This window comes from Morganella sp. GD04133 (genome assembly GCF_029835375.1).
Taxonomy (GTDB): Bacteria; Pseudomonadota; Gammaproteobacteria; order Enterobacterales; family Enterobacteriaceae; genus Morganella; species Morganella morganii_B.
Genome location: NZ_JAODZS010000003.1, coordinates 109,189 through 124,587, shown reverse-complemented (window position 1 = coordinate 124,587; position 15,399 = coordinate 109,189). Strand labels below are relative to the sequence as shown.

Below are 15,399 nucleotides of genomic sequence, written 5' to 3'. Positions count from 1 at the left end.
GAATACAACAATCTCACCGGTCATCAGACCGGTGTTGCGGTGTTCTCCGCCGCGTCTTTCAGGATCGCTTTCAGGCGCGGATAACGGCGGGCCAGCCGCCAGCGCAGCCGCAAATCTTTGGCGTTATCCCAAATCAGTGACCAGATCCCGCGATCAAACAGTTCGCGCACAACGTCCTGTTTCACCTCCGGCGATTCTATATCACTGATGGTGTGCAGGATCCCCAGCCCTTCTTTGGAAATCTGCCAGTAACAGGCCGGAATCTGCTTCACAATATCCGCATGACGCTGATTAATATCGTCCAGCATTTCCAGAATTTTCATGTAATTGTGAATTGTCCGTACCCGGATTTTATCGTCCGGTGGTGTATGCGATACCGATTCGGAATGGATAAGGTAATCGTAATAGCGTTCATCAATATATTCCACCCGTTCAGCGGTCAGCAGCAGTTCGGTTGTCCACGGAATGTCCTGATGGTGCAGGCCCGGTTCAAAGTAATAGCCCTGCTCACGCAGAAAATCAGTGCGGTACAGGTTCAGCCAGGTGACATGCAAAAATTTCCGGGAGTTAAGTGCCCGTTTCAGCCAGTCCGGTCCGGACATAACGCCGGTGGAACGCAGACGATCCGGCGGGAAAATCGGTTGCGGCTCGCGTCCGTCTTCATAAATATAGGAGCCATTGCAGGTTACCACATCCAATTTTCCGGCAAGGGCAATGTCCAGCAGACGACCGTACATCTGCGGGTGAATGACATCACCAATGTCCGGAAAAGTGACGTACTTTCCTTTTGCGGCGGCAAAACCGGTATTCCGTGCCACAGAAACGCCCTGATTTTCCTGCTCCAGGACAGTGACTGACGTGAATTTATCCTGCCATTCACGCAGTACAGCATCCGTATTATCTTTGGAGCCGTCATTAACCAGGATCAGCTCGCAGGAAGGAAGTGTTTGTTTCAGCAGGCAGTCAAAAAACTGAGGAAGAAATTTTTCCCCGTTATAGACCGCAACAACAATGCTCAGTAAAGGTTGTGAAAAGTCTGAAAATACGTTCATGGCAGCCCGGTCAGTTACGAATAGCCGGATATTCAGCAGACTGTGCAGCTGAATACGGCAATAACATAGTTATAATTTTTAAATATAACCGGAGAGTCTGGTATAAACGTGGCTGATAATGCGGAATGACAGGCAGGGAATAATAATTTATCTTATAAATTATCAGTTTATGTATCAATTCATTACAGAGTAAAAAAATACCGGCCATTAACAATGACCGGTATCAGTAATTATATCTGCACGCTTATATGTCGTGTAAATATATTATTTTACAGATGATTTGCTGAATGCCGCTTCCAGTGCTTTCACCATTTCATCGTTTTCTTTCTGTGTCAGCGGTTTCCCTTTGGCACTGATAAACTGCAGGCTGCTGCGGTTATCCAGGTCACCGACCTGTAAGGTGTAATCACCTTCGGCTACTGACGGATCATCCATACCCAGGCTGCTCCACTCTGCAGAACTCAGCCCTTTGTATGTCACTTCAATGTTCCCGGTGGAACGGGTACGGTCGCCCACTTTCATGCCGACACTTTCCAGCACAACCGGCAGACGGGACCAGACCACATCAAACGGCGCACGGACAATAATCTGCGGCAGACCGGTCTTATCACTGCCGCTCTGAACATCCGGTGCGGCATACTGTGACGCATTGGTTTCCTGACGCGCGGCATTACGCATACGATCAAGGCCGTCCACCAGCTCATTGAGTGTCAGGTTGTTATAACGGGTGATTTCCGTTTTGTCAGTCACCGGGTTTTCACCCTGCTTCAGACCTTCGCTGGTCACAACAACCGCCACCTGTGAACCGGCCGGTTCGATTTTGATGCGCTGGCGGGACTGTAACGGCAGATCTTCATCCGCACGCTGCCAGACAATCCAGTCAGTGACAATCACGCCACCGGCTTCATCACGCTGGCTGACCGGCACTGAACGATCAGCCAGAACGCGGTTGATCTGCGCCCACAGCGTTCTGTTTTCCGCTGAATTCTCCAGCAGAAGACGGCTTGCGTCCCCTGCTGTTTCAGTACGGGAACCTGCTAACAGGCTGACAGTCTGTACCGGCGGACGGATGTCCAGCGCCAGACCGGTCGCACCATCCTGCTTAACCTGAGGAATATCATACTGACCGCTCTGCAGCGGCAGGATCATCCCCTGAGGAACATTCAGCGCCTGTAACTGCGGCGCATCCAGGTACGAAGTATCGCCGCTGACCTGACGCTTGTAGTGCTGATCGCCGGAGCAGGCTGCCAGTAATAAAACCACGGAAAGACCAGCGAGCTTCGTAACCTTTGATTTTTGCAGTAGTGTTGCCATTCAGATTCCCTAAAATATTATCGTATGCCCGCCGTCTTCATGGCACGACCGACCGTATTCTGCCCCGCTTCCGTGAGCGGTAACAGCGGCAGACGCAGTGTCTGCTCTGCGATCAGACCGAGCTGATGACAGGCCCATTTTACCGGTGACGGGCTTGGCTCACAGAATAATGTGTGATGCAGGTCCATCAGTTGATTATTAATCACACGCGCACGGTCAAAATCCCCGCGCAGGGCAAGATCAAACATCTGTGCCATTGCTGCCGCAGCCACGTTGGCTGTCACAGAAATCACACCTTTGCCGCCCAGGAGGGTGAAATCCAGTGCTGACGCGTCATCACCGCTGAGCAGAATGAAGTTTTCATCATTCACCAGGGTTTTGATTTCATTCACACGGCTTAAGTTCCCGGTCGCCTCTTTAATTGCGACAATATTGTCCAGTTTTGCCAGCCGGGCAACAGTGGCAGGTAACATATCACAGCCGGTGCGCGTTGGCACATTATACAGAATTTGCGGTAATGCGGTATTCTCAGAAATCACTTTAAAGTGCTGATACAGACCTTCCTGTGACGGACGGTTGTAATACGGGGTAACGGTCAGACATGCCGCCACACCGCTGTTTTCAAATTGTTCCGTAAACCAGACAGCTTCGTTGGTTGCGTTCGCGCCGGTACCGGCAATCACCGGAATACGGCCTTCCGCGAACTCAAGTGTCGCCAGCACCACATCCACATGTTCCTGATGTGACAGTGTGGCGGACTCCCCGGTGGTTCCGACAGCCACAATGGCGGACGTACCTGCCGCGACATGGTAATCCACTAATTTCCGGAGCCCCGCCTTATCAACACGACCCTGTGTGTCCAGTGGTGTAACCATCGCAACAATACTGCCTTTTAAAACATCATTTATGTGTGACATGTACGAAACCCTCATAATCGGATAAATATAGGACAACATTTTAATGGTACTTGTTCGGAGCGCAGAAAAAAACACCCTAACTGTACGTTTTTAATGAATTTTGTTAATACCCGGCGGCACACCTTAAAAAGAAGTAATAATGCCCGCTTTTTTCACCGGTAAAACGGCGGAACACATGATAACGTGTCTGTATCCGGCAGGTTTGATATGCCGCAATCATTTGATTATTACCGCAGAGCACACAACAGGTTATTGCTATCGGCCTTATCTTTCTTTATGTTTAACAGATTCACGGTGTCATGAAGAGGAATGTGGGTTTGCCGCAACGCGATCAGCAATATCTGGTTATCACTGCACTGGGACGGGATCGCGCAGGGATTGTGAATGCGATTACCCGTCATGCCGGAGAGTGTGACTGTAATATCGAAGACAGCCGCCTGGCGATTTTCGGTGAGGAGTTCACGTTTATTATGATGCTGTCAGGCAGCTGGAATGCCATTGCCATGCTGGAAGCGACCCTGCCGGTACTGGCAGCGGAGCTTGACCTGCTGACGGTCATGAAACGGACACAGCGCGGGCATCAGCCTGCGGCGACCACCGGTGTCAGTGCGCAGGTCACCGTACCTGATGCCGCCGGGCTGGTGGAACGCTTTACCAATCTGTTTATGAGACTGGATTACACCCTGGCTGAACTGGTGTCCAAAACCCGGCCGGAGGATGAGACAGACGCAGTACTGCTGGAGATTCAGATCACCGCGCATCACCCGACAGGGGAAAACAACGCGGTGCTGCAGCAGCAGTTTTACCGTCTTTGTGCTGAGTTACAGGCCGAAGGCACTATTACCCTGATGAATCATTAATGTTTGTGTTTATTATTACGTTTACGGAGAGTGTGTAATGAGCCCATTGAACGCCGGTGATAAGGCGCCCCTGTTCAGCCTTCCCGACCAGGATGGTGAATCAATCAGCCTGGCCGATTATGCCGGTCAGCGTGTGCTGGTGTATTTTTATCCCAAAGCCATGACGCCGGGCTGTACTGTCCAGGCATGCGGTCTGCGCGACAATATGGATGAACTGAAACAGTTCAATGTTGAAGTGCTGGGGATCAGTACAGACAAACCCGAAAAACTGTCCCGTTTCGCGGAAAAAGAGTTACTGAATTTTACCCTGCTGTCTGATGAAGACCATGCGGTTGCTGAAGCATTTGGAGTCTGGGGTGAAAAACAGTTTATGGGGAAAACCTATGACGGTATTCACCGCATCAGCTTCTTAATCGGTGCTGACGGTAAAATCGAGCATGTTTTTGATAAATTCAAAACCAGCGACCACGACCAGGTTGTGCTTGAATACCTCAAAGCCCACAGCTGATTAATCAGTCTGCCCCGCTATAAACACCATCTTAACCCATGGTGTTTTTTTATGGCTGATATCTGATATAAAAACACCGGCATCATCATACCGGTGTTTTTTATTGTGTCAGATTACGCCTGCCCGGACATATTGTTATCCGGTACGGTTTTGTCCGGTACGGTTTTGTCCGGTATTGTGTCGTCCGGCACTTTCTCTTCCGGCCAGGAGTGGATCACGGCTTTAATCAGCGTTGCCAGCGGGATAGCAAAAAACACGCCCCAGAATCCCCACAATCCGCCGAAAATAATAATCGACAGAATAATCACCAGCGGATGCAGATTCACCGCCTCAGAAAAGAGGATCGGTACCAGGATATTGCTGTCCAGCCCCTGCACCACCAGATAGGCGATAAACATCGTCCAGAAATCCGAATCCAGTCCCCACTGGAACAGCCCGACCAGAACCACCGGCACCGTCACAATCACGGCCCCCACATACGGGATAAGGACCGACAATCCGACCAGCACACCCAGCAGCAGAGCATAATTCAGGCCGACCACCGCGAAAACGATATACGTACAGACACCAACAATAATCATCTCGGTGACTTTGCCGCGGATATAGTTAGAAATCTGCTGATTCATCTCCACCCACACTTTCCCGGCCAGTGAGCGGTTACGCGGCAGAATACGCTGAAAACCGCGCAGCAGCTGTTCTTTATCTTTCAGTAAAAAGAACACCATCAGCGGCACCAGAATCAGATAAATCGTCAGCGCCAGTAATCCCACCAGTGATGCCAGCGACATTTTCACCACCGAATCCCCGACCGAGAGCAGCTTGCTGCGGGCATTATCGAGGATCATATCCATCAGCCCGACATCCATCAGTGCCGGGAAACGATTCGGCAGTTCGCGGGCGAACTCATTGAAACGGCTGAACATATTCGGCATATCCAGCAGCAGGTTGCGCCCCTGTCCCCAAACCGTCGGCGCGAGGATAAAGATCACCAGTACACTGACCCCGATAAACAGCGTCAGGATCAGCATAATCGCCAGCTTACGCGAACAGCCGCGCTTTTCCATCTGATGAATCGGCCACTCCAGCAGATACGCCAGCACAATCGCCACCAGCAGCGGCGCTAAGATACCGCTGAAAAAATAAATAATTCCGAAACCCGCCAGTAAAATAACGGTCAAAGCAACTGCCTGCGGATCGGCAAAACGTCGCCGGTACCACTGAATAATTAAATCTAACATGACCTGCTCCCGGGATTAACGGCAAAATATGACAAATCCTGCCCACCGGGCAGACTGTGTGAGGATTTTACTTGAGTGTTTGCTATGATACACGAATTATTACCAGTGATAATCAACGGGGAAAGCGTCATCCTATGAATACGTTTCTGAAAAAACCGTTAGCCGTCTTACTGAGCCTTGCCCTGACCTTCCCGGTACTGCCTGCCGCACAGGCTGCGGTTGAGGATGCGTTACCGGAAATCGGCACTACCGCCGGCGGTACACTCAGTATCGGGCAGGAAAACCTGATGGGAGATTTTTATCTGCGGATGATCCGCAGCAGCTCCCCGATGGTCTATGATCCTGTTTTACTGCAATATATCAATAACCTCGGTCAGCGCCTGGTCTCAAACGCTGACTCGGTCAAAACCCCGTTTAATTTTTTCCTGATTGCCAACCCGAACATTAACGCCTTTGCCTTCTTCGGCGGCAATGTGGTGCTGCACACGTCCCTGTTCCGCTACAGCCTGACAGAAAGTGAACTCGCTTCTGTCATGGCGCACGAAATCGCTCACGTCACCCAGCGCCACCTCGCGCGGATGATGGAAGATCAGCAGAACAAAGCGCCGCTGGCCTGGGCTGCAACACTCGGCTCTATCCTGCTGCTGATGACCGGCACGCCGGTCGGTGCCGCCGCCATGACCTCCACCATGGCCGGGATCCAGCAGAATATGATCAGCTTTACACAATCCAACGAGCAGGAAGCGGACCGCATCGGCATGGGTACACTGAGCCGTACCGGGTTTGACCCGCAGGGTATGCCGGACTTTATGACCATCATGGTGGATATGTCCCGTTACAGTTCCAAACCGCCGGAAATGCTGCTGACCCACCCCCTGCCGGACAGCCGTCTGGCGGATGCGCGTAACCGCGCCAGTCAGATGCCGCGTAAAAACCCGCCGCAATCCTTCGATTTCCTGCTGGCGCGCGCGCGGGCAATGGCAATGTACGGCGGACAGCCGCTGCGCAATGCGACTGACCAGATGATTGAAAACTACAGCAAAGGCAACAATAAGGAGCAGATGGCGGCAGATTATGCCCGTGCCATTCTGCTCTACCGCGATAACAAATATGAGCCGGCCTCACAAATTCTGACGAAACTGCTGGCTGCCGACCCGGACAATGTCTGGTTTATCGATGTGATGACCGATGTGGATATCGGCCTGAACAGAACCGCTCAGGCGGTGACCCGGCTGGAAAATGCCCTGAAACGGGAACCGGGGAATTCGGTGTATCAGATAAACCTCGGCAACGCCTATATTCAGAATAAACAGTATGATAAGGCAACGAAGATTCTGCGTAATTATACCTTTGATCATCCGGCTGACCCGAGCGGCTGGGATCTGCTGGCAGAAGCAGGCGGAAAAGCAGGCCGCCGCACGGATGAACTGGCCGCCCGGGCGGAATATCAGAACCTGATGGGTAACTTTGACGGTGCTATCCGCAGCCTGACCGAAGCCGCCCGTCAGGCTAAACCCGGCAGTTATGATCAGGCCCGTTATGATGCGCGGATTGACCAGATCCGCCAGTTACAGCTGCAATTCAAACAATTTAAATAATGAGGAACACCATGACTGACACGGTCACCATCTGGCACAATCCGCGCTGCTCCAAGAGCCGTGAAACCCTGGCACTGCTGGAAGAACACGGCGTGTCTCCGGCAGTGATGCTCTATCTGGACACCCCGCCGTCAGTAGCGGAAATCAAAACCGTACTCCGCGAGCTGAAATTTGACGATGCCCGCAAACTGATGCGCACCAAAGAAGCACTTTACAGTGAACTGGGACTGGCCACCGTGACCGATCAGGATGCACTGATTCAGGCCATGCATGATCACCCGAAACTGATTGAGCGCCCTGTGGTGATTAAAGGTAAACAAGCCCGCCTCGGCCGTCCGCCGGCGCAGGTGCTGGAGATTATCTGAGCCTTCTGTCCCCGGTAACTGCCGGGGCAATTTCCCCGCCAGTATATAAATCCGCCATGTTCTTTTTATGAAATCGTCATTTATTTCAAGTGGTAAAGTTCGTTTGGTTATTTACACTTAATATAATGATTAAAGGAATAAATCATGAAAAAGACATTAGCTGCATTATCATTAATTTCTGTTGCGCTATTTTCCGCACACACTGTTGCCGGGCCGGGAAGCACGGAATATACCTATAAAAACGGCGATAAAATCCGCGTAGTCAGCCCGGAAGTCCAAACCAAACTGTTTAAAGATGAATCAGGAAAACCCGTTCTGGTCATTAATTCACCTGATGGTCGCGGGATCTCTCACAATGTCTTCTCAGACTATAATGTCGGTAAAAAAGGACTGGTTATTCATAATCAAGAAAATGCTAAAACCATTATTAATGAAGTGATCGGTGACAATAAAACCCGTCTGCGCGGCAATACCCTGGTTGCGGGCGGTAAAGCCAGCCTGCTGATTGTTAACCCGAATGGTGTTGTCTGTCAGGACTGCAGCTCAACCAATACCACTCTCTATTCTCACCGCAAAACACTGCCGGTGATTATCAATACCGCGCAGAATAACGATGTGGTTTTTGATGCCCGCAAACAAGCGGGTAAATCAGACCGCCTGACGGATATCCGCCACAATATTTCCGTCAATTCACCTCGCTGACCCCTGTTATACCGCCGTTTTCACGGCGGTATTGAGATTGCTGACAAAGCAGGATAAAACGTAGTTTTTCCTGCTTTGTGTTATCCGCCGAAACTTTCCCCGCCGCAGACTGTCATACCTGTAACAACACAGCCCGGTGATCACTCCGTATTAACTTAAGAAAACGCTTATTGCGGCGATCACAGAATAACGGATTGATAATACAGATAACTGACTGTGTATCATCAGGGAAAAAAATGACCATTTATGATCTAAAACCGAAGTTTCAGAACTTACTGCGCCCTGTTGTTGTCCGCCTGTTTAATGCCGGGATCACGGCCAACCAGGTCACACTGGCGGCAATGTTCCTTTCCCTGCTCACCGGTTTCATCCTGATCCTGTTTCCCGACCCGCACCTGTTTCTGATGCTGCCGCCGGTACTGTTTGTCCGGATGGCGCTGAATGCCATTGACGGTATGCTGGCCCGCGAACATGACCAGAAAAGCCGCTTCGGCGCGCTCCTCAATGAACTGGGTGATGTGATATCCGATACGATTCTTTATTTCCCGTTTGTCCTGCTGTTCCCGGGAGCCGCCATCTGGATACTGCTGATCCTGTTTCTTTCTGTACTGACTGAATTTATTGGTGTACTGGCACAAACTATCGGGGCATCACGCCGCTATGACGGCCCTGCCGGGAAAAGTGACCGCGCCTTTTTGTTCGGCGCACTGGGTCTGTGGGCAGCGGTTTTTCCCGCATCTCTTGACTCCGTCCTGTTTCCGGTGCTGTTTGCGGTCTTTACCGCCCTGCTGTTTCTGACCTGCTATCACCGTATCCGGCGTGCGTTGCAGGAATCTGCGCAACAAAGCGCATCTCAAAAGGACTGATTATGAGTGTATCTTCTGATTATCCGACTCAGCGCGAATGCATTGAATCTCACTTTACCATCAGTGACCAGCAACAGCTGTTTTTCCGCCACTGGCCTTCCGCAACGGCGGAAAAGAAAGCTATTGTGCTGTTTCACCGGGGACATGAGCATTCCGGACGGGTGGCGCATCTGGCGGATGAGCTGGCGCTGCCTGATTTCGCGGTATTTGCCTGGGATGCCCGGGGTCACGGCCGTAATGACGGGCCGAGAGGCTACAGTCCGTCGATGGGCACATCCATCAGTGACATCAATGAATTTATTAACTTCATTTCATCCGAATATGAAATTCCGGTCGAAAACATGGTCGTGCTCGGACAAAGTGTCGGTGCTGTCACCCTGACCGGCTGGGTGCATGATTTCGCACCGAAAATCCGCGGGCTGGTACTGGCTTCTCCGGCCTTTAAAGTCAAACTTTATGTGCCGTTTGCCCGCAGCGGATTGACCCTGATGCAGAAAATACGCGGGCTGTTTTATGTTAATTCCTATGTCAAAGCCAAATACCTGACTCACGACCCGGTGCGTATCGCTTCATTTGAGCGGGACCCGCTGATCACGAGGCCGATCGCCGTCAATATTCTGCTGGAGCTCTACAAAACCGCTGACCGGCTGGTGGCGGATGCTGCCGCGATAACGGTGCCGACTCAGCTGTTTATCTCCGGCAGTGACCACGTAGTACACCGCAAGCCGCAGAATCAGTTCTATGCGCGGCTTAACACGCCGTATAAAGAAAAACATATTCTGCCGGGGTTCTATCACGACACGCTGGGCGAAAAAGATCGTCATATTCCGCTGGCGGAAATCCGCCGCTTTGTCACCACCCTGTTTGAACAGCCGCGCTATCAGCACGACTACCGGTTTGAGGATGTCTGCAGCGCCGGTGCCGATGCTTATCGTGAATTGCAGGCTCCGCTGCCGGATTACTGCCCGAAAAATATCGGCTATAAACTGCTCAGCAAAGCGATGTCCACTCTCGGCAAAGCCTCAGAAGGGGTCAGTATCGGCTATGACAAAGGCTTTGATTCCGGCTCCACACTCGATTATGTCTACCGCAATCAGGCTCAGGGCAAAGGCATTTTCGGCCGCATTATTGACCGCCAGTATCTCAACAGTATCGGCTGGCAGGGGATCCGCCAGCGCAAAGTCAATATCGAAAAAATCCTGCGCCGCACCATCCGCGCATTACAGGAAGAAGGCCGGCCGGTGCGGATCATGGATATCGCCGCCGGTCAGGGGCGCTATCTCTTTGATGCCATTAATGATTACAGCCGGATAGAATCTGTTCTGATGCGTGATTACAGCACCATCAATGTGGAGCAGGGTCGTTTGCAAATCAAAGAGCGCTTCCTGGAAGACAAAATCCGCTTTGAAGAGGGCAATGCCTTTGATACCGCCGATCTGGCAGCGGTCAGCCCGAAACCGACTCTCGGCGTGGTGAGCGGGTTATATGAACTGTTCCCGGAAAACCATCTGCTGCGCGATTCCCTTGCCGGGCTGGCACAGGCAATTGAAAGCGGCGGTTATCTTGTCTACACCTGTCAGCCGTGGCACCCGCAGGTAGAGATGATAGCCCGCGTTCTGCCGAGCCATCAGGGCGGCAAAGCCTGGGTGATGCGCTGCCGCAGCCAGGGGGAAATGGATGCGCTGGTGGATGAGGCCGGGTTTGAAAAACTGGATCAGCTCATTGATAACTGGGGCATTTTCAGTGTCTCAGTCGCCAGACGCCGCTGATTGTTATCACACTGATGAAGATGCGCCTTTTTGCGCATCTTCTGTTTTACAGGGAACGAAAAACGATGACTGATGCCGCTCTGCCGCTGCCTGCCTCCCGCCGTAAACTGCGGGGATTTGCCCTGCTCTGGCTGCTGCTTCTGGCCCCTTTCTTTTTTCTGACTTACGGACAGGTCAATACCTATACCGCTTCGCTGCCGTCAGTTCCTTCTTTTGCGTTCAGCTGGGAAACGCATATTCCGTTTCTGCCGTGGACAATCATCCCGTACTGGAGCATCGATCTCTTCTACGGATTATCCCTGTTTATCTGCACCTCTCTGCGCGAACAGTGTATTCACGGGCTGAGGCTGGTAGTTGCGTCACTCGCAGCCTGTGCCGGTTTTCTGCTGTTTCCGCTGAAATTCAGTTTTCTCCGCCCGCAAACAGACGGTACCGCCGGCTGGATGTTCGACCAACTGGAGATGTTTGATCTGCCGTTTAACCAGGCTCCTTCTCTGCATATCATTCTGCTGTGGTTGTTGTGGCTGCGTTTCCGGGCGCATACACCACAGAAATGGCGCTGGTTTCTGCATCTGTGGTCAATTCTGATCTTAATTTCTGTACTGACTACCTGGCAGCACCATTTTATTGATGTGATCACCGGTGCCGCCACCGGTGTGGTGATAAGCTATCTGCTGCCGGTAAAAACACGCTGGCGGTGGTCACCGCATCGTATCCGCCGCGGCTATCAGCTGGCCGGACGGTACGCCGTTATTTCGCTGGTACTGATAGCGGCAGCTGTCGTGATTGGCGGTCAGGGCTGGTGGCTGCTGTGGCCGGGGCTGGCATTTTTATGTATCACCGTTGGTTATCTCGGTGCCGGCGCATCGGTATTTCAGAAAGACAGCACCGGACAAATTTCGCCGTCTGCGGCACTCCTGCTGCTGCCTTACCGGATTGCCGCACAAATCAGCTATTACTGGTATGCAAAACAGTGCCGTCACACCAGTGTGGTCAATGAACATATCGCGCTGGGTGGTTACCCCGCAGCACCACTGACGGCTGCCGCCGTACTGGATATGACCGGGGAATTTCCCCGCAGCCGCTATACCACCGGGCTGGCTTATCACTGTCAGCCGCAACTGGATCTGTTCCCGCTGACAGAAATGCAGATTGAATCGGCGGTAAATTCTCTCGGTCGCCTGGCGCAATCCGGCCAGGTTTATGTACACTGTAAACTGGGTTACACCCGCAGTACGACCATCGTAGTTGCCTGGCTGATACGCGCCGGGCTGGCAGACAATGTGGAACAGGCACTGGCAGCCGTCAGACAGGCCAGGCCGCAGATTGTCCTGCGGGAACAGACAATTGCCGCCCTGACCCGCTGGGCAGCCCGTTACGGAAAAAACGATGAATAACAGACCTCATGACGAACAGATTATTGTGATTTTTACGGCGGGCTGGCGTTTTCTGGCTGCCTTATCGGTGATGGCTTTTCTGACGCAGTTTCTGCTTTATCTTTCCGGGTTTTCCGGTGAGTATCCGATGGCGGCGGGGATCCTGTTCTTTCTGTGTGCTGCGTACTTTATCTTCCGGCTGTGGCTGGATCACCATCTGTTCCGCCGCCTGGCACAATCGTCCGACACGGATATTTTTGATGAATCCCTGACCACACTGTTTCCCGGCAGAGCACAGCACACCCACTTCTCGCAACGCTGGCGCGGCACAAAACGGCTGTTTCAGCAGAGCGCGCTCTGCATGGTGCTTCAGTGGGGGGTAACGGTGATTGCCCTGCTTAACTGACGGTCACAGCCGCAGAATATCCTTGACGAACGGAATGGTCAGCTTACGCTGCGCGACAATCGACGCATGATCAAGGCGGTCCAGCATATCAAACAGTGTGCGCATCTGACGATCGAGGCGTTTTAAGATAAAGCGCCCGACATCTTCCGGCAGCTCAAACCCGCGCAGTTTTGCCCGCAGTTGCAGCGCCTGAATTTTTTCATCATCACTGAGCGGATGCAGTTTGTAAATCTGCCCCCAGTCAAGACGGGAAGCGAGATCCGGTAACTGCAGCGGGATCTGACGCGGTGGTCTGTCCCCGGTGATCAATAAACAGGTTTTGCCGGTCTCAAGAATGCGGTTGTAAAGATTAAACAGCGCCATTTCCCACTCTTCATCCCCCGCAATGCACTGCACATTATCAATACAAACCAGCGACAAATGCTCCATACCTTCCAGCACATCCGGCACAAACCAGGCGCGTTTATCCAGCGGCACATAACCGACCGCCCGGTCTTTGGAAGAAACGTCGGCACAGGCAGCATGCAGCAGATGGCTTTTTCCGCCGCCGTCACGGGACCAGAAATAAAGATAACTGCCGTGCGGCTGACTGATCGCCGCCTGAATAGCGGATAACAGGGATGCGTTTTCCCCCGCATAGAAACTGTTGAAAGTCTCATCATCAGGGAGAGAGAGCGGTAGTGACAGCTGTGATGGCGTGTTCAGAGTTACCTCGGCCAACGGGTGAACAAACGCCGCTAGTTTACCATAAATTCACCGGCTAAATGAACCTGTTCCCGGCAAAACCTCACCGGATGCAGAAATTTGCAACAGTTACTCTCCGTCAGGTTTCACCATCAATAATTCAAATACCAATAATTGCATAAAACACCCATACCGGAATGACACAACGATTCCTGATATTTTATGTAATTCTGCTCTGGTATCGTAGCCTTCGCATGACGCACAATATTTATATAAGGATATATATAATGAAGTTTAAGTTATTATCTGCAGTTATCTTAACTGCTTTTTCTGCCACGGCTTTTTCTGAAACTGAACAGACATTTTCTGATGGTTTAAAAATCAGACTGAATGAAAAAAGTACCGGGTCTGACTTACGGATTTACAAAAACAAGCCGGTTCTGGCAATTGCTGACCCTGATAAAAGAAAAATATCTCATAATTACTTTGATGAATTTAATGTCGGTAAAGAAGGTATGTATATTGGCAATAACAAAGGCGCCAATACTATTATCACCGAAGTGGTCAGCCATTCTCCGTCATTACTGAGAGGTAATATTGATATCGTCGGTAAGCTTGGCACTCTGATTATTGCCGATCCTAATGGCATTACCTGCAACGGATGTAATTTCAGTAATATCGCTGACGTGACACTTGCAAATGCCGGTATTGAAAAATTATCTTCTTACTCTGGTCTGAATCTCTTTAAGAACAGCAAAGGCGGGATTCATATCACTGATGCTGATATCAATACAAACACGCAAGGAGGTAACCTGAAAAAACTATCGCTTATCTCTGATAATATTTCAATTTCACGGAGTAAAATAAATGTACCAGAGATCAATGTTGAATTAATCAGCCATGATGGTGACAATGTTAGCTGGAACTCTTTATTTGGCTCTGCTTATCTTGACGGCGGAAAAAAATTCAACTCAGCCAGAGATGCCAACACGGTTAAATCATCATTAACCGTTAATAAAAACACCACGTTAAAGGCAAATAAAATAAACCTTAAGCTTAGCGAGTCATTGTTTACCAATAAAGGAACGTTAGAGAGTGAACACCTGACGATTGAAAATACCATCAGGAAAGATAGCTTCCATCATAATTCTTTAGCAGTACCTGAAATGACTATGGTTAACAAAGGTAAAATAAACAGTAAACTGTTAAATATAAAAACAGCACCATATCAGGATTCATCAAACGGTGTATTTACAGCAAAAAGCACATTTACTAATGATGGTATTATTACCGGCCATATAAATGCTGACTTGAATAACAGTACTTTCATTAACAATAATGTTATAAAAAAGAATAATGTTGCTGGTGGAAGTATTAAGTTGAAGATAAGAAATTCCGAATTCATTAACAACCGTTATATCAGGACCTCAGGGATAACTATTGAGCATACAGGGAATGCCAAACTCACGAACAATAAGACTATTTACCTTTCTGAACTGATTGATTATTCCGGTATAAACCCGCTCTCCGGTGAGTTTTATAGTGATAACCTAAAAATTAAAAACAAGGGAAAAATTTATAAATATAACAGCTACAAAGATAGTTACAGTAAATTAGACATTGGTAATTAAAAAAACAGAATTCAACAGGCAACTAAACTGTTGCCTGCTTTTGTTTATAAAAATCAAACACCCCGCATAACAATGTGAGTATTCGATCAATATAACCCGCGCTATCATTACTA

15 protein-coding genes are annotated in these 15,399 nt (G+C 50.4%); 10 read left to right on the top strand and 5 right to left on the bottom strand.

Annotated elements, in window-relative coordinates; translation table 11 throughout:
* Positions 1-23: 23 nt before the first annotated feature.
* The 3 genes from N7387_RS02180 to dapA all read right to left on the bottom strand — a co-directional run bounded on the left by N7387_RS02180 (position 24) and on the right by dapA (position 3,283).
* On the bottom strand, positions 24-1,052 hold the full coding sequence (locus tag N7387_RS02180) for a glycosyltransferase (RefSeq protein ID WP_279796499.1): 1,029 nt from the start codon (positions 1,050-1,052) through the stop codon (positions 24-26).
* 264 nt (positions 1,053-1,316) lie between these two features.
* Positions 1,317-2,366: an outer membrane protein assembly factor BamC gene (gene bamC, locus N7387_RS02175; protein WP_024473295.1), complete on the bottom strand. Its 1,050-nt coding sequence runs from the start codon at positions 2,364-2,366 to the stop codon at positions 1,317-1,319.
* Between the two features lie 17 nt (positions 2,367-2,383).
* Positions 2,384-3,283: a 4-hydroxy-tetrahydrodipicolinate synthase gene (dapA, locus tag N7387_RS02170; protein ID WP_262862022.1), complete on the bottom strand. Its 900-nt coding sequence runs from the start codon at positions 3,281-3,283 to the stop codon at positions 2,384-2,386.
* Between the two features lie 317 nt (positions 3,284-3,600).
* On the opposite strand from dapA, the gene N7387_RS02165 reads away from it, so the two are divergent.
* Together N7387_RS02165 and bcp are read left to right on the top strand one after the other, a co-directional pair.
* Positions 3,601-4,143: an ACT domain-containing protein gene (locus N7387_RS02165; RefSeq protein ID WP_072868492.1), complete on the top strand. Its 543-nt coding sequence runs from the start codon at positions 3,601-3,603 to the stop codon at positions 4,141-4,143.
* Positions 4,144-4,180: 37 nt separating this feature from the next.
* Positions 4,181-4,651, top strand: coding sequence for a thioredoxin-dependent thiol peroxidase (gene bcp / locus N7387_RS02160; protein WP_004239939.1), 471 nt, complete (start codon positions 4,181-4,183; stop codon positions 4,649-4,651).
* 113 nt (positions 4,652-4,764) lie between these two features.
* Here bcp and N7387_RS02155 read toward each other — a convergent pair whose 3' ends face one another.
* Positions 4,765-5,889: an AI-2E family transporter gene (locus N7387_RS02155; RefSeq protein WP_279796488.1), complete on the bottom strand. Its 1,125-nt coding sequence runs from the start codon at positions 5,887-5,889 to the stop codon at positions 4,765-4,767.
* Between the two features lie 134 nt (positions 5,890-6,023).
* Between N7387_RS02155 and N7387_RS02150 the strand changes: the two genes are divergently transcribed.
* From N7387_RS02150 to N7387_RS02120, 7 genes are all read left to right on the top strand, one after another.
* A complete protein-coding gene (locus tag N7387_RS02150; protein ID WP_279796486.1) occupies positions 6,024-7,487 on the top strand; it encodes a M48 family metallopeptidase in 1,464 nt (487 codons plus the stop codon).
* 11 nt (positions 7,488-7,498) lie between these two features.
* Positions 7,499-7,852, top strand: coding sequence for an arsenate reductase (glutaredoxin) (gene arsC, locus N7387_RS02145; RefSeq protein ID WP_279796475.1), 354 nt, complete (start codon positions 7,499-7,501; stop codon positions 7,850-7,852).
* A gap of 144 nt (positions 7,853-7,996) precedes the next feature.
* A complete protein-coding gene (locus N7387_RS02140; RefSeq protein ID WP_279796474.1) occupies positions 7,997-8,554 on the top strand; it encodes a filamentous hemagglutinin N-terminal domain-containing protein in 558 nt (185 codons plus the stop codon).
* 236 nt (positions 8,555-8,790) lie between these two features.
* Positions 8,791-9,420, top strand: coding sequence for a CDP-alcohol phosphatidyltransferase family protein (locus N7387_RS02135; protein WP_279796473.1), 630 nt, complete (start codon positions 8,791-8,793; stop codon positions 9,418-9,420).
* A gap of 2 nt (positions 9,421-9,422) precedes the next feature.
* A complete protein-coding gene (locus N7387_RS02130) occupies positions 9,423-11,189 on the top strand; it encodes a bifunctional alpha/beta hydrolase/class I SAM-dependent methyltransferase (protein WP_279796472.1) in 1,767 nt (588 codons plus the stop codon).
* A gap of 65 nt (positions 11,190-11,254) precedes the next feature.
* Entirely contained in the window at positions 11,255-12,586 is a 1,332-nt protein-coding gene (locus tag N7387_RS02125; RefSeq protein ID WP_279796470.1) for a dual specificity protein phosphatase family protein, read from the top strand.
* Complete coding sequence (locus N7387_RS02120; RefSeq protein WP_279796468.1) at positions 12,579-12,971, top strand: hypothetical protein; 393 nt, start codon at positions 12,579-12,581, stop codon at positions 12,969-12,971. Before N7387_RS02125 ends, N7387_RS02120 begins: the two co-directional genes overlap by 8 nt.
* Positions 12,972-12,974: 3 nt before the next feature.
* On the opposite strand, the gene hda is transcribed toward N7387_RS02120, so the two are convergent.
* Positions 12,975-13,691, bottom strand: coding sequence for a DnaA inactivator Hda (hda, locus tag N7387_RS02115; protein WP_274369761.1), 717 nt, complete (start codon positions 13,689-13,691; stop codon positions 12,975-12,977).
* Between the two features lie 251 nt (positions 13,692-13,942).
* On the opposite strand from hda, the gene N7387_RS02110 reads away from it, so the two are divergent.
* Positions 13,943-15,286 carry a filamentous hemagglutinin N-terminal domain-containing protein gene (locus N7387_RS02110; RefSeq protein ID WP_279796464.1) on the top strand — a complete coding sequence of 448 codons (1,344 nt, stop codon included), beginning with the start codon at positions 13,943-13,945 and terminating at the stop codon, positions 15,284-15,286.
* Positions 15,287-15,399 lie beyond the last annotated feature (113 nt).